Origin of the sequence: Rothia sp. P6271 (assembly GCF_048512995.1) — a bacterium.
GTDB lineage: Bacteria > Actinomycetota > Actinomycetes > Actinomycetales > Micrococcaceae > Rothia.
This window is the reverse complement of the sequence record NZ_JBLXXV010000008.1, coordinates 26296-48472: the sequence shown is the minus strand read 5'-3', so window position 1 is coordinate 48472 and position 22177 is coordinate 26296. Positions and strand designations below refer to the sequence as shown.

Annotated in this window: 20 protein-coding genes; 1 reads left to right on the top strand and 19 read right to left on the bottom strand. The window is 47.9% G+C overall.

The window, feature by feature from the left end:
- Positions 1-132 precede the first annotated feature (132 nt).
- From ACN08X_RS06755 to ACN08X_RS06695, 13 genes are all read right to left on the bottom strand, one after another.
- Entirely contained in the window at positions 133-393 is a 261-nt protein-coding gene (locus tag ACN08X_RS06755; protein ID WP_419101468.1) for a F0F1 ATP synthase subunit epsilon, read from the bottom strand.
- Positions 393-1856 carry a F0F1 ATP synthase subunit beta gene (atpD, locus tag ACN08X_RS06750; RefSeq protein WP_419101469.1) on the bottom strand — a complete coding sequence of 488 codons (1464 nt, stop codon included), beginning with the start codon at positions 1854-1856 and terminating at the stop codon, positions 393-395. The genes ACN08X_RS06755 and atpD overlap by 1 nt, the downstream gene beginning before the upstream one ends.
- Positions 1857-1901: 45 nt before the next feature.
- Complete coding sequence (locus ACN08X_RS06745) at positions 1902-2834, bottom strand: F0F1 ATP synthase subunit gamma (protein ID WP_419101470.1); 933 nt, start codon at positions 2832-2834, stop codon at positions 1902-1904.
- Positions 2835-2913: 79 nt separating this feature from the next.
- On the bottom strand, positions 2914-4539 hold the full coding sequence (gene atpA / locus ACN08X_RS06740; protein WP_419103657.1) for a F0F1 ATP synthase subunit alpha: 1626 nt from the start codon (positions 4537-4539) through the stop codon (positions 2914-2916).
- A gap of 162 nt (positions 4540-4701) precedes the next feature.
- Complete coding sequence (locus ACN08X_RS06735) at positions 4702-5517, bottom strand: F0F1 ATP synthase subunit delta (RefSeq protein ID WP_419101471.1); 816 nt, start codon at positions 5515-5517, stop codon at positions 4702-4704.
- Positions 5517-6071 (bottom strand): F0F1 ATP synthase subunit B, encoded by a 555-nt coding sequence (locus ACN08X_RS06730; protein WP_419101472.1) that lies wholly within the window; start codon positions 6069-6071, stop codon positions 5517-5519. Before ACN08X_RS06730 ends, ACN08X_RS06735 begins: the two co-directional genes overlap by 1 nt.
- A 48-nt stretch (positions 6072-6119) precedes the next feature.
- The gene (atpE, locus tag ACN08X_RS06725; protein WP_419101473.1) at positions 6120-6329 is read right to left on the bottom strand and encodes an ATP synthase F0 subunit C; all 210 of its coding nucleotides are present in this window, start codon (positions 6327-6329) and stop codon (positions 6120-6122) included.
- A gap of 129 nt (positions 6330-6458) precedes the next feature.
- A complete protein-coding gene (gene atpB, locus ACN08X_RS06720; RefSeq protein ID WP_419101474.1) occupies positions 6459-7250 on the bottom strand; it encodes a F0F1 ATP synthase subunit A in 792 nt (263 codons plus the stop codon).
- Positions 7251-7344: 94 nt separating this feature from the next.
- Positions 7345-7599: a hypothetical protein gene (locus ACN08X_RS06715; RefSeq protein WP_419101475.1), complete on the bottom strand. Its 255-nt coding sequence runs from the start codon at positions 7597-7599 to the stop codon at positions 7345-7347.
- A gap of 35 nt (positions 7600-7634) precedes the next feature.
- The gene (locus ACN08X_RS06710) at positions 7635-8042 is read right to left on the bottom strand and encodes a hypothetical protein (protein WP_419108288.1); all 408 of its coding nucleotides are present in this window, start codon (positions 8040-8042) and stop codon (positions 7635-7637) included.
- A complete protein-coding gene (locus ACN08X_RS06705) occupies positions 8029-9081 on the bottom strand; it encodes an MraY family glycosyltransferase (protein WP_419105987.1) in 1053 nt (350 codons plus the stop codon). The genes ACN08X_RS06710 and ACN08X_RS06705 overlap by 14 nt, the downstream gene beginning before the upstream one ends.
- A 45-nt stretch (positions 9082-9126) precedes the next feature.
- The gene (locus ACN08X_RS06700) at positions 9127-10977 is read right to left on the bottom strand and encodes a polysaccharide biosynthesis protein (RefSeq protein WP_419108287.1); all 1851 of its coding nucleotides are present in this window, start codon (positions 10975-10977) and stop codon (positions 9127-9129) included.
- The gene (locus ACN08X_RS06695; protein ID WP_419108286.1) at positions 10974-12854 is read right to left on the bottom strand and encodes a glycosyltransferase; all 1881 of its coding nucleotides are present in this window, start codon (positions 12852-12854) and stop codon (positions 10974-10976) included. Before ACN08X_RS06695 ends, ACN08X_RS06700 begins: the two co-directional genes overlap by 4 nt.
- A 257-nt stretch (positions 12855-13111) precedes the next feature.
- On the opposite strand from ACN08X_RS06695, the gene ACN08X_RS06690 reads away from it, so the two are divergent.
- Positions 13112-14116, top strand: coding sequence for an NAD-dependent epimerase/dehydratase family protein (locus ACN08X_RS06690; protein WP_419108285.1), 1005 nt, complete (start codon positions 13112-13114; stop codon positions 14114-14116).
- A 71-nt stretch (positions 14117-14187) separates the two neighbouring features.
- On the opposite strand, the gene ACN08X_RS06685 is transcribed toward ACN08X_RS06690, so the two are convergent.
- The 6 genes from ACN08X_RS06685 to ACN08X_RS06660 form a co-directional block, all read right to left on the bottom strand.
- Positions 14188-15186 carry an L-threonylcarbamoyladenylate synthase gene (locus ACN08X_RS06685; RefSeq protein WP_419108284.1) on the bottom strand — a complete coding sequence of 333 codons (999 nt, stop codon included), beginning with the start codon at positions 15184-15186 and terminating at the stop codon, positions 14188-14190.
- A gap of 45 nt (positions 15187-15231) precedes the next feature.
- The gene (gene prmC / locus ACN08X_RS06680) at positions 15232-16146 is read right to left on the bottom strand and encodes a peptide chain release factor N(5)-glutamine methyltransferase (protein ID WP_419108283.1); all 915 of its coding nucleotides are present in this window, start codon (positions 16144-16146) and stop codon (positions 15232-15234) included.
- A 4-nt stretch (positions 16147-16150) separates the two neighbouring features.
- Positions 16151-17230, bottom strand: coding sequence for a peptide chain release factor 1 (gene prfA / locus ACN08X_RS06675; protein ID WP_419101483.1), 1080 nt, complete (start codon positions 17228-17230; stop codon positions 16151-16153).
- A 118-nt stretch (positions 17231-17348) separates the two neighbouring features.
- Entirely contained in the window at positions 17349-19391 is a 2043-nt protein-coding gene (gene rho / locus ACN08X_RS06670) for a transcription termination factor Rho (protein WP_419108282.1), read from the bottom strand.
- A gap of 380 nt (positions 19392-19771) precedes the next feature.
- Positions 19772-20776 carry a homoserine kinase gene (gene thrB / locus ACN08X_RS06665; protein ID WP_419103658.1) on the bottom strand — a complete coding sequence of 335 codons (1005 nt, stop codon included), beginning with the start codon at positions 20774-20776 and terminating at the stop codon, positions 19772-19774.
- Between the two features lie 45 nt (positions 20777-20821).
- Complete coding sequence (locus ACN08X_RS06660; RefSeq protein WP_419106040.1) at positions 20822-22102, bottom strand: homoserine dehydrogenase; 1281 nt, start codon at positions 22100-22102, stop codon at positions 20822-20824.
- Positions 22103-22177 lie beyond the last annotated feature (75 nt).

Genomic DNA, 22177 nt, shown 5'->3' with positions numbered 1-22177 from the left:
CCATATAAAAATTCATCATGCTCTTAGACTCACAGTGTTAGAGCACCACCATTAAAAACAAGAGGTGTTTGCTTCTTCACCCTTCTGAACAGAAGGAGAAGAAACAAACACCTCTTCTCATATGAGGTTTATTTAGACCTTCGCGTGCTTAGCAGCAATAGTGACGCGGTCATTAGAAACCGTCAAAAACCCCTCTTGAAGAGTGGTCGTCATCGGCTCACCAGAAACCGGCTCAATGTACAGCTCACCATCTTCAGCAAGAAGAACACACGTCGGGATATGCCCCGGAAGGATACCCAAATCACCGGTGACAGTGCGAGCACGAACATATTTCGCCTCGCCCTCCCACACACGGTGTTCACGAGATACAACCTCGACTTTTAGTGCCGTCATTACTTGGCTCCAGTCTGTGCCTTGATTTCCTCGTAGCGGCGGAAGACATCGTCCATACCACCAATGTTGTAGAACGCCTGCTCAGGGATGTGGTCTACATCGCCGTTGCAAATCATCTGGAAGGACTCAATGGTGTCCTTCAACGGAACAGTTGAACCCTCAACACCAGTAAACTGCTTCGCAGTGTAAGTGTTCTGAGAGAGGAACTGCTCAATGCGACGTGCACGAGAAACAACAACCTTCTGCTCTTCAGAAAGTTCGTCCACACCAAGAATCGCGATGATGTCCTGAAGTTCCTTGTTCTCCTGAAGAATAGCCTTCACACGGATAGCAGTATCGTAGTGTTCGTTACCGATGTACTGCGGATCCAAAATACGTGAGGTTGAAGAAAGCGGGTCAATAGCAGGGTACAGACCACGAGAAGCAATCTCACGAGAAAGCTCAGTTGTTGCATCCAAGTGAGCGAAGGTTGTCGCTGGAGCAGGGTCAGTGTAGTCATCCGCAGGAACATAAATAGCCTGCATAGAGGTAATAGAGTGACCACGAGTTGAGGTAATACGCTCCTGCAACAAGCCCATCTCATCAGCAAGGTTAGGCTGGTAACCCACGGCAGAAGGCATACGACCGAGAAGGGTGGATACCTCAGAACCTGCCTGAGTGAAACGGAAGATGTTGTCGATGAAGAGCAGAACGTCCTGATTCTTCACATCGCGGAAGTATTCCGCCATGGTCAAACCAGTCAAAGCCACACGAAGACGAGTTCCTGGAGGCTCATCCATCTGACCGAACACAAGCGCGGTGTCTTTAAGAACGCCGGCTTCTTCCATTTCAACCCAGAGGTCGTTACCTTCACGAGTACGCTCACCCACACCGGTGAATACAGAAGTACCACCGAAGTTACGAGCCACACGGGTAATCATTTCCTGAATCAAAACGGTCTTACCAACGCCCGCACCACCGAACAGACCAATCTTACCGCCCTTAATGTAAGGGGTCAGCAAGTCAATGGACTTAATACCGGTCTCGAGCATTTCGGTAGAACCTTCAAGTTCTGCGAAGCCAGGAGCAGTACGGTGAATAGGCCAGTAAGTGTCAGCTTTAATCTCGGAGTTATCGACGTCAAGAGCGTCACCGAGAACGTTGAAGATGTGTCCTTTCACGCCGTCACCCACAGGAACAGAAATAGGTGCTCCAGTGTCAACAACAGCCTGTCCACGCACCAAACCGTCGGTCTGCTTCAAAGAAATTGCGCGGATGATAGAGTCGCCCAAGTGCTGAGCGGTCTCGAAAGTAATCGTAGTAGTAGTGCCACCGAGAGTTAAATCAGCGGTGAGCGCATTGTAAATATCCGGTACCTGACCGGCAGGAAACTCAACGTCGACAACAGGGCCGATGACGCGCACGATGCGGCCAGTAGCGCCCTGAGTCGGCGTAGCTGCCGATTCATTTACAGTGGAGGTCATAGTTCTCACTTACCTAATAAGAGAAAGTTATTGGTTGGTCTTCTGCTAAGATGCGGCGAGGGCGTCAGCGCCACCGACAATCTCAGAAATCTCGTTAGTAATCTCAGCCTGACGAGCGTTGTTCATCAAACGAGTGTACTTCTTGACAAGTTCATCTGCGTTATCACCAGCAGACTTCATCGCACGCTGGCGAGAAGCAAGTTCGCTAGCAGCAGCTTGCAATAAGCAGGCGTACAGACGAGACGCCACATAACGAGGCATCAACGCGTCCAGCACTTCCTGAGGGCTAGGTTCAAACTCGAACATAGCATCCTGTTCAAATTGCTCTTCATCAAGGCGAACACCTGGAACAATTTCTTCACCCATACGACGTGCTTCTTTAACAGCAATCGGTAGTAGACGAAGAATCTTTGTTTCCTGAGTTACCATCGACAAAAATTCGGTGTACACGATATGCAATTCATCGACACCACCCTGTTCGTAAGGACGTGAATATGCATCAAGCAAAGCTTCACGCATTTCAACAGCCGTTTCGACGTTAGGGTTATCGGTGTTACCCTCCCATGCACGCTCATACGGGCGTTCACGGAATTCAAAATATGATTTTGCTTTACGGCCAACAAGGTAAAGCTGAACCTCGCGACCTTCGCTACGCAACTTCTCAATCAGACCCTCCGCTTTTTTCAAAACGGATGAAGAGTATGATCCAGCTAAGCCACGGTCACTCGTCATCACCAAAATAGCTGAACGACGATGCTTAACAGACGTATCAGTCAACAACGGGTGTTGAATGGGGTGCTGAGTAGCAATAGCAGTAACAGCCTTTGTCAAAGCAGCAGCATAAGGGCTTGCAGCATCTGCGCTCTTACGTGCCTTATTGATACGAGAGGTCGCGATCATCTCCATCGCCTTGAAGATTTTTTTCATCGACGACGTCGAATTAATCTTCTGGCGGTAAACCCTAATTTGGGCTCCCATAGAGCTTCCTTTCAGTCCTAGCAGTTGTGCTGTTCTACGCTGTTAGGCTCAGAACAGCACAACCACATCAGGATTATCGCTAACCGATGGTTTCCTGAGATACGTCCGCATCAGATACTGGCTTATGCTCCTCATGACCAGCGTCTACGAGGTGGCTAGTACCTTCAGAGGAAAAGTTACGCTTGACCTCAGCAACCGCATTCTTCAATGCAGCTACAGTGTCGTCTTCAAGCTTTCCGGACTCGCTAATAGCGGTCAAGACGCCAGTGGAACGACGGAGGTAGTCGATGAACTCTTTCTCAAAACGGAGTACGTCAGAGACCTCAACGTCATCAAGGTATCCGTTCGTACCTGCCCAGATAGAAACAACCTGCTCTTCAACCGCGTACGGGGTGTACTGAGGCTGACGCAAAAGCTCCGTCAAACGAGCACCGCGGGTGAGCTGCTGTTTGGACGCATCGTCCAAGTCAGAAGCGAACATTGCGAAAGCTTCCATTGCGCGGAACTGTGCAAGGTCGAGTTTGAGAGTACCGGAGACTTTCTTCATGGCCTTGGTCTGTGCGGCACCACCCACACGAGAAACCGAGATACCTACGTCAACTGCAGGACGCTGGTTTGCGTTGAAAAGGTCAGACTGCAAGAAGATCTGTCCGTCGGTAATGGAAATAACGTTCGTAGGAATGAACGCGGAGACGTCATTTGCTTTGGTTTCGATGATGGGGAAACCAGTCATCGAACCAGCGCCTAGCTCGTCAGAGAGCTTTGCGCAACGCTCAAGTAGACGAGAGTGTAAGTAGAAAACGTCACCGGGGTATGCTTCACGTCCTGGTGGGCGGCGTAGAAGCAAGGAAACAGAACGATATGCTTCTGCCTGCTTTGACAAGTCGTCAAAGATAATCAAAACGTGCTTACCACCGTACATCCAGTGCTGGCCAATAGCAGAACCGGTGTAAGGTGCTAGATACTTGAAGCCTGCTGCATCAGATGCAGGAGAAGCAACGATGGTGGTGTATTCCAAAGCGCCACGTGCTTCAAGGGTGCTACGTACTGCAGCGATAGTCGATGCTTTCTGACCGACAGCCACATAGATACAACGAACCTGCTTTTGAGGATCGCCAGATTCCCAATTAGCTTTCTGGTTCAAAATGGTATCGACAGCAATAGCGGTCTTACCAGTCTGGCGGTCACCAATGATGAGCTGACGCTGTCCGCGACCGATAGGAATCATTGCGTCAATAGCCTTAAGGCCGGTCTGCAATGGTTCGTGCACAGACTTACGCTGGGTAACACCAGGCGCCTGGAGTTCTAGCGCACGGCGACCTTCAGCTTCGATAGGTCCCATGTCGTCGATGGGGTTACCCAGAGGATCAACAACACGACCAAGGTATGCGTCGCCTACGGGTACGGAAAGAACTTCACCGGTGCGGTGTACTTCTTGTCCTTCTTCGATACCGGTGAAATCGCCAAGGATAATAGCACCAATATCGCGGGTGTCTAGGTTCTGCGCCAAGCCAAGAGTGCCGTCTTCAAAACGAAGCAACTCATTAGCCATGACGGAGGGAAGACCCTCAATGCGGGCGATACCGTCAGATGCTGACGATACTCGACCCACCTCTACTCGTTCTACTTTGCCGGGTTCGTAAGACGCTGCAAACTCGTTTAGCGCGTTACGGACGTCGTCGGCGTTGATGGTCAAATCGGCCATCTTTTGTCCCTGCTCTCCTAATGTGTGGTTCTCCCCCACAGGTCGTGGGTGAAAACCGAAACTTGCTTTACGGTTGGCACGTTCTTCTAACCACCATGGTGAGAAGAAACGCACCTTCCATCTGTATCTGCTAAATCACTATTGCGTGTGCAATCCGTAGTCTTAGGCAACGATAGAGCGGTTGAGCTCGTTCAGACGTGACTGGACGGTGCCGTCAAGAATCTCGTCTCCAACTTGAACCTTGAGTCCACCTATTACCTGAGGATCAACGGTGATGTCTAGCTTCAGTTCTTGTCCATAGGCTTGTGAAAGCCCACGGCGTAACTTTTCGATGTGTGCGTCGGTTAGAGGTCGGGCTGATACAACACGTGCAACCGAGCGTTTTTGACGTTTGACGATAATTTCAACGAATTTTTCTGCCAAACGTGCAGGTGTCATTCCGCGAGGTGCGACGCTCACACGTTCAATCAACAACTGGCCTTCAGCTGTTGCTGGAGAACCAGCAAGAGTGAGGGCAAGTTTTTTCTTTGCTTCTGGTAGTGCACGGTCGTCGGTAAGAGCAATCTGTGCTTGTGCAGAAGAATTCAAAGTGTTGATGAAAGTGAGTAGTTCATCAAGAACCGTCTCCAAAGTGTTGGTGCCTGCGCGTACCTCTGCAGCTTGAGCTGTTGCATCAACAGCCACATGCTCGAGAGCATCAGCTAAATCACGTTCAGCAGACCAACGTGCAGTTGCAGCCGCTACAAAAACGTTCAGTGCTGACTCTGAGACCTTACCGCGAAATACTTTCTGAACAATTCCTTCGCGTGCTTGTTCACTACGAGAAGGGTCGGTCAGAGCGCGTCGCAGACCGCCATCAGCGTCTAAGACGTCAACAACAGCAAACAGCTCTTTAGCAAGATAGTCAGGACTTACTGCACGCTGTGCAGTAAGAACCGCTTCCACCTTCTTCAGTGATTCAGTAGATACTCCTGCCATTACCGAGCTACACCTGCGTTCTGCTGCTCGGTTTCAAGGTCAGCAAGAAAACGATCTACTACACGAGCTGATCGCTCATCATCGTTAAGGGATTCGCCAACAATTTTGCCAGCCAAAGATGTTGCCAAAGTTCCTACCTCAGAGCGAAGAGAAACTAGAGCAGCTACACGTTCGGCTTCGATAGTCTTCTGTGCATTATCGGTAATGCGCTGAGCCTCAACAGTTGCACGTTCTTTGAACTCAGCAAGAATTGCTTCACCCTCAGTACGAGCTTCTTCGCGAATCTTCTGTGCTTCCAAACGAGCGCTTTCAAGCTGTTGGTTGTACTCTTCGCGTGCTGCGGCCGCTTCTGCCTGAGCTTTTTCAGCTTTAGCAAGACCGCCCTCAATAGCCTCTTTACGTTCCTGATAGATCTCTTCGAACATCGGGATAACGTATTTGGTAACGATGAGGAGGAGGATCAGGAACCCGATGAAGACAATGACCATTTCCCAAACGCTCGGGAAGAGAGGGCTAACGCTGTGCTCCTCTCCAGCAGCCATCAAATATGACATAGGGAAAATTCCTGTTCTATAGATTAGAGAATAAGGCGTGAGCCTTTATTACATAATGAACGCGAGAATGAGACCCAAAACTGCAAGTGCTTCAACCAAAGCGAAGCCCATGAAGAGCATTGGCTGAAGAGTGCGCTGTGACTCAGGCTGACGAGCAACGCTAGTCATGTAAGCAGCGAAGATTAGACCAACGCCAATACCGCCACCGATAGATGCAAGACCGTAGCCGATAACACTCAGGGAGCCTGCGATTGCCATGTTGTTTCCTTTCAACAGTGCTCGTTTGTGTTCTTGTTTCAACGAGCAGAGTTTTGATTATGTGGTGATTACCCGCATGTTACGGGATGCTATATCCTTCAAGCTCTTGATGAACTTGAGAAAACTTTTTTAGTGTCCTTCTGAAACTGAACCCTGAAGATAGACAGCTAGAAGCAACGTGAAGATGTACGCCTGAATGCACTGAATCATCAATTCAAGGAAGTAGAAGAACAAACCGAGAGCACCAGAACCGATAGCTGCAAGAGAACCAAATCCCCCCACCTCAACAATGAGGTACTGAGTCAAAGAAGCAGCAACCAAAATTGCCATATGCCCACCGAACATCGTCGCAAAAAGACGAAGCGCGTGTGTAACAGGACGAATCAGAAGATTTGAGAGGAACTCAATCGGCACAAGAATGATATAAAGAATGGGAGGAACACCAGAAGGCATGGTGAGATCTTTAAAGAAAGCCCCAAAGCCCTTGCGCTTAATACCTACACCAACCCATGTAAACCATGCGAAGCCTGCCATCACATAGGCTGCACCGGCGTGAGACATCGGAGGTAGCTGAATACCAGGAATAGAACCAAACAGGTTATTAACTAAGATGAAGAAAAAAGCAGTAAAAAGCAAAGGAACAAAGGGCTTATATGCCTGAGCACCGATGAGTTCTTTTGCTAGAGAGTTCCGAATAAAAAGATAACCACTCTCTGCAATGAATTGTTCACGTCCAGGAACCATCGCACGCTTGCGACCTGCATGCATAAAAAATGCTGCAACGATGACAACGGAAAGTATCACCAGCAGCATCTGCTTGCCGAAACCAAACGAACCAATCGTGAAAATATCGGGAAGATGAGTATCTTCAACCGTGGGAGGAACATATCCCGCGGCGGTAACAAGCCCGTTTACGATCAAGGCAAGTCCTTTCTTGCATCAAAGTATTTAGTCAAAATGACCGTGTACATATAAATTATGTTATTGAAAAATAATGTGTGACTCAATGAGGTAGCTAGCCACGGTTCGTCATGTGATACCAAACGAGGTAGAACCCTCCGGAAGCACCTACCAAGGCACCAGCAAAAACTAACCATCGAGTTCCTAAAAAGTGATCCAGCACAAAGCCTACCAAACTCCAGATAGCAATACCCAATATGACATAGAGCAAAGTCATGATTGCCCCAGCAATTCCGCCACCTGCAACAAGCTCTCCCGTAGTACGAAGCTTTTTATCGCCACGCCACCAAGGATTCTGTGCCTTACTCACTCTTCATTTCCTTCACACTTATTCCGACATTTACCTCAATCATGATCAGCAAAATACAAAATGCGCATTGCCATAATGCTCTTCATTGTCATCACTAACCACACCAACGTAACCATCAAAGCGCCAGATAACATCCAACCATTCGTCATCGTTTGCGGCAAAGGAACAACCAGTAGCAACATTGCACCAATCATTACTTTAATGACGTAACACACCACCATTTGGCGTGCCACGTTTGCCATCGAAACACGTTCAGCACGATGAGCCACAAGAACATCTACGCTAAACCATATATGAACGATGAGACTACCTACCAAAAAAGCTAGAAAACCCCAGCGCCCTTGAATAAGTGCTCCCACCATAATACCTGTGATCGTTACTGGAATAACAATTTTACTCACCGAAAAGAAAATGTTTTTCCAGACGGAGCTACTTTTGTTCATGAACAGAACCCTGCTCTTGAATCTCCTCACGAGATTCTTTTTTAAACTTCCTAATCAACTGCGGAGAAAACAAATACACACCAAGCAACACAAAAGTCAACAAACCAGCCCAGATAGCTTCCTGAGTTTCATACGGCAACGTCACAATAGCAAGCACTGAAATAAAAATAGTCAACAACGAAACGACTAAAGCACTCTGAACATGAGACAACCCAACATCCGTTAAACGCTGATAAGCATGCTGACGGTGAGGGCAATACCACTTCTCTCTACGATAGATACGCAACCAAAGAGTCACACCCGTATCTACCAAATACACCAAAACAGGAGATAACAAATACTCTAAATACACTCCAGAGAGAAAAGCGCCAACAGCCATTGACGCAATAGAGCCACCTAAAAAGTAAGAACCAGAATCCCCCAAGAAAACATTATTTACACTTCTAAGATTCCACGGTAAAAATGCTAAATACGCCAGTGATAAAGCAGACCCACCAATAAACAACCAATTGAGATCATTCACCCAACCGGCATAAGCATAAAATCCGCCAACAATAAAACCGTGCAACCCAGAAATACCGTTCAGGCCGTCCATAAAGTTTGCAACGTTGATATAAGCGGCAATGGCCAAAACCGCTAGAGGAACCCACACCCACGATGTATGCAAAGAATAGGTCAGCAAAGATGTCACTACCACGCCGATAGCAAGTTGAATACCAAAACGCCAAAGAATAGGAACGCCTCGATAATCTTCGAGCCAACCAAGAATTACTGAACCAAGCATTCCCGCCAAAACAGAAAGTGCAACAGAACGGTCGATAGAAATCATGCCGAAAACAATCGCGAGAGTATAAGCGATACAGGTGCCAGCAGCAGCGGCAATACCCATCCCCCTCAATGTCTGACGGTGATGCGAAGAACGTTCAGTTGGAATATCCACCATGTTCCATTTTTTCAGCAAAGGAATAATTGCCCGTGGCAAGAAAAGACTCACCATAAAAGCGACGAAGGCAGGAACCCACATCATAATGTTTTCCACGACAACACCCCATTCTGAAAAGGCACGAGAGGATAACAGGTCATCCTATTTTCGCCCATACCCACGGTGATCAATATAGTTTTGACACCATTGCGCATAGTCTAAATCTGCTGGTGCAAACGGCGGAACATGAGCATGAGAAATATGTTTGTTCTTCTCGTTCGAAACGTTTTTCTCTTCTTTACTAAAAAGAACTTCCTCTAACTTTTCGCCGTCCCGCAACCCGGTGTATTGAATATCAAGATCAGGGCGCTTATACACATCAAGTATTTGCCGAGCAATTTTCTCGATGGGAACAGGCTGTCCCATATCCAGAACGAGAACTTCGCCACTATTGCCCAAGGCACCAGCAAGAAGGACCAACGCACATGCGTCATCAACCAACATGAAAAATCGGGTGGCTTTAGGGTCTGTCACCGTTAAAGGCTTACTATTACAAATCTGTTTCATAAATAGCGGTTTAACAGAACCTCTGGAACCAAAAACATTTCCAAAACGAACGGAAACATATTTTTTTCCGGTAGTTTTCCCGTACCAGCTACACAGTCTTTCAGCTGTACGCTTAGACTGTCCCAAAGCACTCTTCGGGTCAGCAGCTTTATCAGTAGAGATATTCACAAAAACATCAACCTCTACTTTAGATGCAGCTTCAAGAATGTTAAGTGTTCCTTGAACGTTAGTCTTCCAGCCCTCTTTCGGATTCGACTCAAGAGCAGCCACATGCTTCAACGCAGCAACATGAAAAACCACATGTGGACGATGTTCTTCAAAAGCCTTGTTCACAGCCTCAACGTCACGAATATCAGCAATCACGATACCGTCATCAGCTAGAGAACCAGAATATTTAATTCCATAAAGGGCCTCTAAAAGCAACGTCTCATCACGATCGAGCATGATTAATTTTTCTGGCTCATACTCCATAATCTGACGGCACAGCTCAGATCCAATAGACCCGCCAGCACCAGTTACAAGAACACGCTTACCCTGTAAATATTGAAAAATGTCCTGGCGATCAACGTTATAATCAACTTTTCCGCGTACAGACTCAATAATTCTACGATCTATTTCAAGCTCAGGATTTCTCATTAAAGGGTATTCATAATGGAGATTCCCATTCATTCCAGCCGTCACTCCAGCATAATGCAAAAAATCCACACCCAAACTTCGCATCTCCTCCGCAACCGTCTGATACCCCAGCGGCAATTCTTTCTTTGCACAAATAACGGCAGATGCGCCAAGCCTCGTCACCAAATGACGAAGATCTTCACGGGTTCCTCGAATAGGAATACCCTGAATACGATGATTACGTAACGAAGGATCATCATCAACAAGTGCAACAGGATGATAGAGAGAGCTCGGGTCCGATAACAGGTTCGTCACTAATTGTTGCCCAAGAAAACCTGCACCATACACAATCACAGGAACTGCCTTATCAACAGGCGAACGATTCTGATATTCCTGAAGCATCCTCTTAAAATAACGGAACACTGACATAATAATCAGAGCAAAAGGCGCAACAATTAATATTGCTGAGCGAGGCACACCAATATGCCACGAAAACTGAATAAGAACAGCCTGAATAACTACCACAGCAGATAAAACGGTATACCCCAGAAGCTTCGTCTCTGCAAAAGAACCATACGGTAAACGATTACTGTACAAACCAACGGCATACCCAAATCCAAGCTGAATACTTAGAGCTATCACAGCAACGACAGAAAAACCGAATGGGTTAATCAGCTCAAAACTTCCATACCTCAAGAAGAACCCAATGAATAAAGCAGCAATCCAAGCACCAGCGTCCAAGGCCATACGGTAATAAATCCACCGCTGTTTATGGGCGTGCTCAAGGCGTGCAGAAGAATCATGCACCATATCACTGGACATATCCGTCATGAACATTTTTCCTTCCGCAGGTTATTATCAGCCTGCCCGCTACCAATCAACGACCGAAAAGCCTTTTTACGTAATCCAACAGGAACAAAACGATACACTAGACGAACACCTAAATTCGTCACAAAATCAGTCTTGTTAATCATACCGCCGTTATAAAGAGTCTGTTGCACTTTCACATCCTTAGTAAAAGCACCCACACCACCACGACGGGTATACACACCAGCACCAGTACGATATTTCACCAAAGAATCAGCAATATTCTGGAACACAAAGCCAGCAGCATTCATACGGCTCCACAACCAATAATCCTCAGCTCCGGGGACTTCCTCATAACCCCCAACAGCCTCCACTGCAGACTTACGAAAAATCACCGTAGGATGAAACATCGGATTTCGATGAGCAAAAGCAGAACGAATCTGCTCAGAACCAAGAACAGCATGCCGTTCAGACTCAATATAAGAAGCATCCAAAGATACTTCAAACATCGACGAACCAAGCACCGCAACATTCTTGCCAACCAACTCAGGAAGCTGACGTTCAAAACGATGCGGTAAAGAAATATCGTCAGCATCAGCACGAGCCACTACATCATAGGAACATTCTTTAAGCCCCTCGTTCAAAGCATTTGCAAGACCCGCATTACGAGGTAACGAAACCACCTTAATCGGGCACACCTCACCTTTTCGAGAACGAGCACACCAACGCTCAATTACCTCATCTAACTCAGGTGTTAGAACACCATCTTTGACCAAAACAAACTCATTAGGAGCTCGATTCTGCTCAACCGTATTCGAGGCAATAGCACGGTCAAGGAAACGTGCATCATCACGAGAATAAGTGCTCATCAACACCGAAAACTTCTGCTCAGGCGAAGAACACGACACACACTGCTGACGAACATCTGAAAAATCATACGCCCCAGCAAGCACGTCCTGATTAGAACGAAAAGGCTTCAAAGAACTTTTAATACCATGATAGAAATAGCCGGCATATTTTTTTTTCTTTGAAGTACGCAATAAAGTACTACACCACAGTCTTACCGTAGAACCGCTGTACAGCACTTTTTCTAAAGGAGTGAGCGTACGACAACGTGTAAACACCCATATCTTATTACGCACATCATTATAAAAACGTTTCCCGGGGTCAGCATCTGTTGTGCCGAAAGTCTTAGTATGGTGAACCACCACAGAATCATCCACAGCAATAGCATGCCGATGATGAGCCAAACGCGTAGAATACTCAAAATCATCATTCCAGATGAAAAAATCAGCCCAAGGCAACCCCACACGACGCATCACAGCAGCATCCATGAGCAACGACACAAAAGACCCAGAACGAATTGGACGCCCACCCACTTTTTGCGCCAACTGATGTTGACGACGAGTAGCCCCAAACATGGTACGCATCGTATTCATCGGATGGTCAAGACCGTTCTTCCACACCACACGAGAAGCAACAAAAGCAGGGCGTTCCGAACGAATCACCGAATAATCACGCCACGCGCGATAACTGGCTAAAAGAGTATTTTCTAAAGGCTGAGTATCGTCGTCCATCACCCACACCAAATCTGCCTGATGAGTAAACAACGCACGATCAATACCAACAGCAAAGCCACCAGCGCCACCAGTATTTTTAGATAAATGAATAATATCTAAAGGAATGTCATATTCAAGGTTATCTAAATATGCAGCCGTCCCATCAGTAGAATCATTATTTACCACCACAACACAATCAGGACGGCAAGCACCCTGTCGTATTCCCTCCATGGTCATACGCAGAAGATCCAACCTGTTATAGGTCACAACGACCGCTACAATATGGTCCTGAGAACTCGTCGCTGAGTTAGGTACTCGTTGGGAGCTATGAAGATGCGACATTACCTCTAGACCATAACCTTTCTAGGATTCATACAACTCTAAGCACCTGCTAAGAGCTCAAATCGTCGATGCCCTCTACTTATCAGTATTGAACAACTCTAGCTAGTTTACTGAACATCAGACGGTGATACCCCTTTTATCACCCATAAGATACCTAAAAGGTTGCTGTGTCTGTTAGTGATTTTGCACCACTTATGATTATGTTAGGTATATCAGCCCGTCATTAACCTTATCGACGGGTCTAGAAAGGGGACATTGTGGCTGAGGCAAGCTGGAAAGTTATTGGAGCAAGCGGATTCGTCGGGTCGTCCATTATTGCACGTCTACAAGCAGACGGCATCGACAGCGACCCTATCGAAGCTCCTCGTCTTGCAACATCACAGACAAATCCGCAAGCACTCATCAAAGAAGCCTATAGGCTCGAAGGAATCATCAACTCTCTGGCTGATTCTTTTGCTGGAGCAGACGTCGTCATTAACGCATCAGGATTAGCTGCCCCACACCAACAAGAGTTAGCACCTCTCATCGGAGCCAACGCCCTGCTACCAGCAGTTATCGCTATTGCAGCCCAACGTACCGGTGTCAAAAGAATACTTCACATGTCATCTGCCGCAGTACAAGGCTCCTCCCCTGTACTCAACAACGAAATCAAAACCTCACCTTTCTCGGCATATTCTTTCTCAAAAGCACTCGGAGAAAAAGTACTCCTCATGCTCTTAGAAGAATCACAACAACACGCTCGCACACCAGAAATATGTATTATCCGTGCAACCAGTGTGCAAGGCTCAGGACGTAAGACCACAGAATCCTTTGCAAAAATTGCGTCTTCATTCCTCGGCTCCGTTGCCGGAACAGGTCAGCAATCCTCACCTGTTTCATCATCCTACGCATTAGCAGAATTCGTGTCCATGGTCGGTCAATTCCCTCAACGACTACCAGCAATCGTTGTTCAGCCGTGGGAAGGAAGCACCTGCTCCTCCGTTCTCATTGATGCTGGTCGACGACGCCCATTCACCCTACCTCATCAACTATGCCAAGGCATCATTAGAAGCGGCTACGCTTTCTCACGCCTTTTAGACGACCGTTTTCAAGGCACTGTACGCCGTGTAGAAGTCATGTGGTTCGGACAAAGAATAGATGACTCTTGGGCACGAAATCATGGGCTCCTTCCAGAACCAAGAATCCAAGAAGTCCTCAGAAGCGCTCATCTTGCCCTTGGACGCAAAAAAGACCGAAAATACCGTTCCTCTTCAACATCATAAAACCACAAAATATGGGGGGGGCTCCTCACCAACGTGAGAAGCCCCCCCCATACTTTTATAAGTACAACAGATTATTCTGTTGAATCATCGTCTTCGACACCGTCAAACACCAACGAATGAGCCTGAGCAGTACTCAACGGCTTCGTCACAGTTGTATCTAACGGCTGACGGACAGAACGCACCGGCTGAGCCAAAGAACGACGCTGATCAATACCAGATACCGGTGAAGACTCCGAAACAAGACGTTCATGTAAACTACCCGAAGCCGGCACTGGTGCTTGACGATAACTAGGAGTATCCGATGACTCATCAGGCTCTAAAAAGTCATCATCAAGTTCAGAGAATTCATCATGATTCTCCTGAGGATCTTTCAACTGGCTACGAGACTCTAACTCAGCTTTCGTGACAATCTCCGGAACAACTTCACGTAAAGCATCAAGAGAAATAGCACCCTCACGAACAACGACAGCCTGCTCCCCCGTGCAATCCACAATAGTAGAAGCCACCGGAACAGTATGCTCAGCACCCTCACCGTCAAGAGCACGAGAACCAGCATCAAGAATTAGCTCAACATCGTCACCTAACTGGTCTAAAGCTTCTTGCGCGTCCACCGCGGCAGGACGACCTGTCTTATTCGCAGAAGACACCGCTAACGGTCCCGTTAAACGAAGCACATCAATAGCAACCTCATCGTCAGGAACACGAAGAGCGACAGTTCCTTGAGTATCCCCCAAATCCCAGTTCAAAGACGGCTGAGAGTAACAAATAATGGTGAGTGCACCGGGCCAAAAAGCTTCTGCCAAAGCAGAAGCATCAGCAGAGAGCTCATCAGCAAGGCCAGGTAAAACAGAAGAACTATAAATCAACACCGGCGGAGGCATACGCCGTGAACGCCCCTTAGCAGAGAGTAACTTAGTAACCGCTTCAGGAGAAAACGCATCAGCGCCGATACCATACACGGTATCGGTAGGAAGAACAATCGTTTTCTTCTCTTTAATAGCTTTCTGAGCAGCAGCAAGCGCCTCAGTACGGTTCTGTTCGGTATCGGTTGAATACAGGGTAGCTTTCACGTGGTTTATTCTCTCATGTTCTCAAAGAACTCTACGGATATTCTCTTAATTATTCTGCGAATAATTCGGTTTCTCACCGGCAGTATGTCGTGCACGAGAGGCTAAATCGTCAATAGATTCAATAGCGTTGAACCCTAAAGACTCAAAAGTCTCAACCATCACCTCACGCTGAGTCTGAGCATGCTCCATGATGCAATACCCACCAGGCTTCAGAAGTTCAAAAGCCCGAGAGGCAATAGCCCGCGGAATTCTCATACCGTCCTCACTACCACCATAAAGCGCCATATGAGGGTCGTGTTCACGGACTTCCACATCACACGGAATAGCGTTCTCAGGGATATACGGAGGATTACTAACAACAATATCGTAACTCCCCTCTTCTCCCTCGAGAGCATCTCTGGCATCAGCTTGCACCAAGCGAACGCCCGTTCCTTGAAGATTACGCTCCGCCCAAGCATACGCCAAATCGCTCAGCTCAACAGCTGTCACATCTACATGATGTCGTTCTGTTGCCAAAGCCGCCGCAATAGCGCCAGAACCAGTACACAAATCAAGAATACGGATAGGAGAATCTATAACAGAACGTAACCTATCCACACGCCCTAAAGCGTGTTCGACAAGAAGTTCTGTTTCAGGACGAGGAATAAAAATACCAGGCCCAACAGACAATTTAAGAGAACGGAAATACGCAACACCGGTAAGATGCTGCAACGGAATCCGCTCAGCCCGTAAAGACACCAGTTTCTCGTATCCGGCAGGAACAGGCGCACCCACTAACGCTAAGGCTTGAACTCTCCCGCGAGAAATAACCTCTCCGGTTTCTTGTTCCAGAAGATGCGCTACAAGTAGCTGAGCATCAGCCTCAGCCTGATCAATTCCAGCTTCTGCTAAGTGCGCCGATGCCCGACGAAGAGCGGAATCAAGCTCCTCATCGGGCATAAGCATAAACTCTGAACTCAAGAATCTAGTTCTCTTCCTGGCCTAACTGCTCCAAACGAGCCGCTTCGTCCATGGCAATAGCAGACTGAACTACAGCTTCGAGGTCTCCGTTAAGTACCGCATCAAGGTTATAGGACTTATATCCAGTACGGTGATCAGCAATACGGTTCTCAGGGAAGTTATAGGTGCGGATACGTTCAGAACGATCCATGGTACGCACCTGAGAATGACGCTTTTCAGCATTCTCAGCATCAATCTGTTCTTGCTGCCATGCCAGAAGACGAGCACGCAACACACGCATCGCCGCTTCACGGTTTTGAATCTGAGACTTCTCATTCTGCATAGCTACCACAATGCCAGTAGGCAAGTGAGTAATACGCACAGCAGAGTCTGTTGTGTTCACTGACTGACCACCAGGACCAGAAGAACGATACACGTCAATCTTCAAATCATTCTGGTTAATCTCAATTTCTTCAGGCTCATCCACTTCAGGGAATACCAAAACACCGGCAGCTGAAGTGTGAATACGTCCTTGAGACTCAGTAGCGGGAACACGCTGAACACGGTGCACACCGCCTTCGTACTTGAGATGTGCCCAAACGCCCTCTGCAGGGTCTGTTGACTGCCCTTTAATAGCAACCTGAACATCTTTATAACCGCCGACGTCGGTGCTCGTCGAAGAAATAATCTCTGTCTTCCAACCCTTAGACTCAGCATAACGAGAATACATGCGTAACAAGTCTGCAGCAAAAAGACTTGCTTCGTCTCCGCCTTCTCCGCCTTTGACTTCAAGGATGACGTTACGTCCATCGTCAGGGTCACGAGGAATGAGAAGACGGTGTAATTTTTCGGAGGCCTCGTCAAGTTGTTGTTGTAGAACAGGGACTTCTTCAGCGAAGTCTGGGTCTTCGGAAGCCATTTCTTGAGCTGCTTGCAAGTCTTCAGTCAAAGTGTTGACACGATGATAAGCCTCAACGATACCGTTCAACTCAGAATAGCGTCGCCCCAGCTTACGGGCTTTACCCTGATCGGCGTGAACTGCTGGGTCTGCTAGTTGTTTCTGAAGATCAGCATGCTCATCAAGCAGAGACTGAATTTCGTACAAAATATGCCTTCTTTACTATCCGCGAGAGCGTCCATCCCTCGACTTTTAGTGCAAATAATAGTGGTCGATATGATACGTGTGTGCCGTCTCATCAAAAGACGGCACACACCAACTATCTCTAGTCTCCTGTATTCGTTCCCAAACCGGACTTTTGAACGGTCAAAAGGAACTCAACATTTGATTGGGTTTCGCGTAGCTTTGAGGTGAGCACGCCAAGAGCCTGCTCTTGTTCCAGACCAGCAAGAACACGACGCAAACGCCACATAATCTTAATTTCTTCTGGTGAAAGAAGATTCTCTTCACGGCGAGTACCCGAAGAGGTAACATCCACCGCAGGGAAAATTCGCTTATCTGCCAGCTGACGAGATAGACGCAATTCCATGTTGCCAGTGCCTTTGAACTCTTCGAAGATGACCTCATCCATCTTAGAACCAGTCTCAACCAATGCGGTGGCAAGAATGGTCAAGGAGCCGCCTTCTTCAATGTTGCGTGCTGCACCGAAGAATTTCTTAGGTGGGTACAGTGCCGCAGAATCTACACCACCAGAGAGGATACGACCAGAAGTCGGCGCTGAAAGGTTGTAGGCACGTCCCAAACGAGTCATCGAGTCAAGTAGAACGACAACATCCAGCCCCTGTTCAACAAGGCGCTTTGCGCGTTCAATAGCGAGTTCAGCAACGGTTGTGTGGTCGTCTGCGGGACGGTCAAAGGTCGAAGCAATCACTTCACCCTTGACAGTGCGCTGCATGTCGGTGACTTCTTCAGGACGTTCATCAACAAGTACCATCATCAAGTGAACTTCAGGGTTATTAGTCGTAATCGCATTAGCGATGGACTGAAGCATGAGAGTCTTACCTGCTTTAGGAGGTGAGACAATCAATCCACGCTGGCCTTTACCAATCGGTGCGATGAGGTCAACCACACGGGTGCCCAGTTTCTTCGCATCGGTTTCAAGACGTAGACGTTCTTGAGGGTATAGCGGGGTAAGTTTGCTAAAGTCACGACGGTTCTTTGAAGTTTCAGGGTCAAGACCGTTGATAGAGGTCAGCTGTAGTAGCGCGTTAAACTTTTGACGGTTGTTGTGCTTATCGTTTTCACGAGGAGCGCGGATAGCACCGACGATAGCATCGCCTTTACGTAGCCCGTATCGTTTGACTTGGTTCAAAGAGACATACACATCGGAAGGTCCGGGGAGGTATCCGGAGGTACGTACAAACGCATAGTTTTCGAGGACGTCTAAGATACCGGCGACAGGAACGAGTACATCGTCTTCGCTGATTTCTGGTTCGTCGTAATCATTGTGATGGCGTCGGTTGTTTCGGTTGCGACGTTCGTTTTGGCGTTCGCGTCGGTTGTTTCGGTTGCGTCCACGGCGGTCTTCATCAGGACCATGTGAATTTTCGCGCTCGCCGCGGTCGTTACGGTCACGGTCTCCACGCTCACGGTCACGGTCGTTACGGTCTCCGCGGTCACGGTCGTTACGGTCATGACGATTACGAGTACGCTTACGCTGAGGACGCTCATCATCCTCAAAACGTTCTGAACTCTCATCAGCAACAGAAACATCCTCAGCAGAAGTATTCTCTACCTCTTCAGAAGAAACATTCTTCTTCTCATCATGCTTCTGCTCAGAACCCTTACGGCGACGATCAGTACGAGTACGAGTACGGCGAGTAGTCTTCTCAGACTCCCCCGCCTCCCCATTCTCTTGCTCCTGAGCTGAAGATTCTTCAGAAGACGGTGAAAGGCTCTTCTCCTGAGCGTTACGGGAAGAACGACGACGTGTAGTTTTCTTTTCGCTCTTCTCGCTCTTTGACAGCTGAGCAGAATCTGCTTCACCCGCTTCGCTAGAAGTCTCTACCTCAGCAGCAGAAGATTCCTCAACCTTCTTTGCACCACGGACGGTACGCTTACGAGTGGTTTTTTGAGCTTTAGCAGGTTTCTGCTCTTGAGATTCAGCATTTTGCTCTTCGCGCTCAGCCATTGCACCACCACGCTGATGGTTAGAAATAGCTTCAACAAGATTAGATTTACGCATACGTCGTGCACCCGTAATACCTAGCTGTACTGCTAGAGATTGAAGCTGAGTAAGTTTGAGAGTGCTCAAAGACGGCGATTTAGTTTCCTCCGCACCAGCGGTACGGTCGGTAGTTTCAGCCAAGAAGGTTCCTTCCCCCTCGATATTCGAAATAAGATTCGGTAATGATCGGCACAACAGAATAAGTGCCACACCAGACATCAGATAGCCCAGTGAATAGTTAACCCACATGCATCCGCACACACCACACACCGACATCGAAAAAGTTGGTGATAGGGCAGACACAATATTCCAAGAAAACAAGGAAAAGAGTTTCTCAAGAGAATGTCATGTGAAAGTTAGACGTCCAAGCGCACGGCTATGCACATGCTTGAAAACGCATACGAATCGTAAAGTCTTCCATTACAAAATATCAGCACTTTACAACATAAAACACGAAATAGCTGCTTCTTAGCTATCCCGCCTTGTGTCAAAGAAACACCATTTTTCTTCACCATAAGAGGTCAGATAACGGTTTCTTCTCCAGTAACTATAGCACCTTCTCGATCAATATCTACAGGTAATACACGCCAAAAAAGCTTTTCTGACCCATATTCGCCAATATCAGAACGCTCAAGGCCCTCAGCAATAGCATCCATCACCTCGCTACGCTCCGACATCGAACGGCCCAAAACCATCACCGTCGGTCCAGCACCAGAAATCACCGCACAGTACCCACGCTCACGCAAAAAACACACCAGTTCATACGACGGACGCATCGCATCAGCACGATACTGCTGATGCAACAAATCCTCGGTCGCCGCAAAAAGATGCTCCGGATAAGCATGCAAAGATTGAGTCAATAACCCCGTACGCGCAGAATTTACCGCAGCATCACGATGGCTCACAACCTCCGGAATCAACGCCCGAACACTAGCAGTAGACACCTCATACTCTGGAATCGCAACCACCGGAAAAATTTCTTCATGCACAGCAACATTCAACGTATGCCACTGCCCCAACTCGCCATACGACAACGCAAAATTACCCTCTAAACAAGGAGCAACATTATCGGGGTGCCCCTCCATATCCGAACAAATCGTCAAAAGTTCGGCAGCACCCTTACGCAAAGACTCAGGCAACAACGCATTAGCCGCATACACACCAGAAACAATGGCAGCAGCAGAAGAGCCCAAACCCCGAGAATGAGGAATATTATTCTTCGCCCGAAGATGAAGGCCAGGCAACCCCTCTAAACCGACAGCCTCCCACAGCCTCATCATCGCACGAACCACTAGATGAGAACTATCACGAGGCACACTCTGAGAACCAGCACCACAAATATCAAATTCTAAGCCCTCAGAAATGCGAGTCACCTCCAACTCATCGTAATGACACAATGCCACACCCAACGAGTCATAGCCCGGGCCCAAGTTAGCACTCGTAGCAGGAACACGAACACTAACGCGCCGACCCACCGGAATATAATCCGCCACGAAACCACGTGAAATACCAGAAGAAACAGGCATAGAAGTCACACTTTCTCCACAAATACAACAGCACACAAGGAAAAATTACTCCCCTTCTACCGCCACAACAGAAATAATCTCGCGAACACTCTCAAGAGAATCCACAACAGCCATCGTCCGGCGTACCGAAATATCACTTGCACGGTGAGTAACCAAACGAATCACCGCAGAATCCCCCGAACGATCTTTCACCTGACGCACAGCCTGCAACGAAACCCCATGCTCAGCAAAAATACGCGAAACATTAGCCAGAACACCGAGCTTATCTTCAACCCGCAAACCAATAGCAAAACGAGTCACCACCTCGTCCATACCAACAGCACACAAACCAGCATAGGTAGACTCTGGGACGCCTGCTCCTCCAAGAACCATACGTCGCGCTAACGACACAAAATCACCTAACACGGCAGAGGCAGTCGGAGCACCGCCTGCACCAGGCCCATAAAACATCAGCTCACCGGCGTCACGAGCCTGAACAAACACCGCATTATACGCATCATGCACAGACGCTAAGGGATGCTCACGCGGAACAAGCGTAGGACTAACACGAATATTAATCCCCTCACCTTGACGCTCACAAATAGCCAAAAGTTTAATAACATACCCATCTAATGCGGCAGCCTGAACGTCCTCCGCAGTGATAGCACTAATACCCTCACAATGTACATCTGCCAGCGTAAACTCAGAATGAAACGCCAACGACGCCACAATTGCAGCCTTAGCAGCAGCATCAAGACCTTCAACATCAGCCGTCGGATCAGCCTCTGCATAACCAAGCTTTTGCGCCTGCGCTAAAGCATCAGAAAATTGCGCCCCAGTGGTATCCATCTGGTCAAGAATATAGTTAGTCGTCCCATTCATAATGCCCAAAACACGTTGAATCTGATCCCCCGCAAGAGAATCACGTAACGGACGCAGAATAGGGATAGCACCAGCAACAGCTGCCTCATACGAAAGCTGAGCACCGCTAGCCTTCGCTGCTGCTTGAAGCTCAGCACCATGCTGCGCCAATAAAGCCTTGTTGCCAGAGACCACAGACTTACCAGCGTTAAGAGCACGAAGAATACGAGTACGCGCCGGCTCAATACCGCCGGTAAGCTCAATCACAACATCCGCAGCGTCAATCAATGATTCCGCATCAGTTGTATACAACGATGCAGGAGCATTCCAATCACGAGAACTCGTTACATCACGTACAGCAATACCAATAAGCTCAATATCAGCACCGATACGCTGTCCTAAGGAAACAGCGTCCTCTAAAAGAATACGAGCAACTTGAGAACCAACAGTACCCGCTCCTAAAAGGGCTACCTTAATCTTTTTCATCGGGTACAACTCACCAATCTTTCTATGGATAAGGGGTGTATCGTCTCCTTCCCCATCACAGGAGAGAAGCGCTCA

What these genes read in the sequence shown, in the direction of transcription:
- thrB (WP_419103658.1), bottom strand. Translation starts at nt 20,776, where the DNA reads ATGCCTGTTTCTTCTGGTATTTCACGTGGTTTCGTGGCGGATTATATT.
- ACN08X_RS06700 (WP_419108287.1), bottom strand. Translation starts at nt 10,977, where the DNA reads ATGACGGATATGTCCAGTGATATGGTGCATGATTCTTCTGCACGCCTT.
- atpA (WP_419103657.1), bottom strand. Translation starts at nt 4,539, where the DNA reads ATGGCCGATTTGACCATCAACGCCGACGACGTCCGTAACGCGCTAAAC.
- ACN08X_RS06735 (WP_419101471.1), bottom strand. Translation starts at nt 5,517, where the DNA reads ATGGCAGGAGTATCTACTGAATCACTGAAGAAGGTGGAAGCGGTTCTT.
- atpE (WP_419101473.1), bottom strand. Translation starts at nt 6,329, where the DNA reads ATGGCAATCGCAGGCTCCCTGAGTGTTATCGGCTACGGTCTTGCATCT.
- ACN08X_RS06710 (WP_419108288.1), bottom strand. Translation starts at nt 8,042, where the DNA reads ATGAACAAAAGTAGCTCCGTCTGGAAAAACATTTTCTTTTCGGTGAGT.
- ACN08X_RS06695 (WP_419108286.1), bottom strand. Translation starts at nt 12,854, where the DNA reads ATGTCGCATCTTCATAGCTCCCAACGAGTACCTAACTCAGCGACGAGT.
- ACN08X_RS06755 (WP_419101468.1), bottom strand. Translation starts at nt 393, where the DNA reads ATGACGGCACTAAAAGTCGAGGTTGTATCTCGTGAACACCGTGTGTGG.
- ACN08X_RS06660 (WP_419106040.1), bottom strand. Translation starts at nt 22,102, where the DNA reads ATGAAAAAGATTAAGGTAGCCCTTTTAGGAGCGGGTACTGTTGGTTCT.
- ACN08X_RS06745 (WP_419101470.1), bottom strand. Translation starts at nt 2,834, where the DNA reads ATGGGAGCCCAAATTAGGGTTTACCGCCAGAAGATTAATTCGACGTCG.
- ACN08X_RS06730 (WP_419101472.1), bottom strand. Translation starts at nt 6,071, where the DNA reads ATGTCATATTTGATGGCTGCTGGAGAGGAGCACAGCGTTAGCCCTCTC.
- atpD (WP_419101469.1), bottom strand. Translation starts at nt 1,856, where the DNA reads ATGACCTCCACTGTAAATGAATCGGCAGCTACGCCGACTCAGGGCGCT.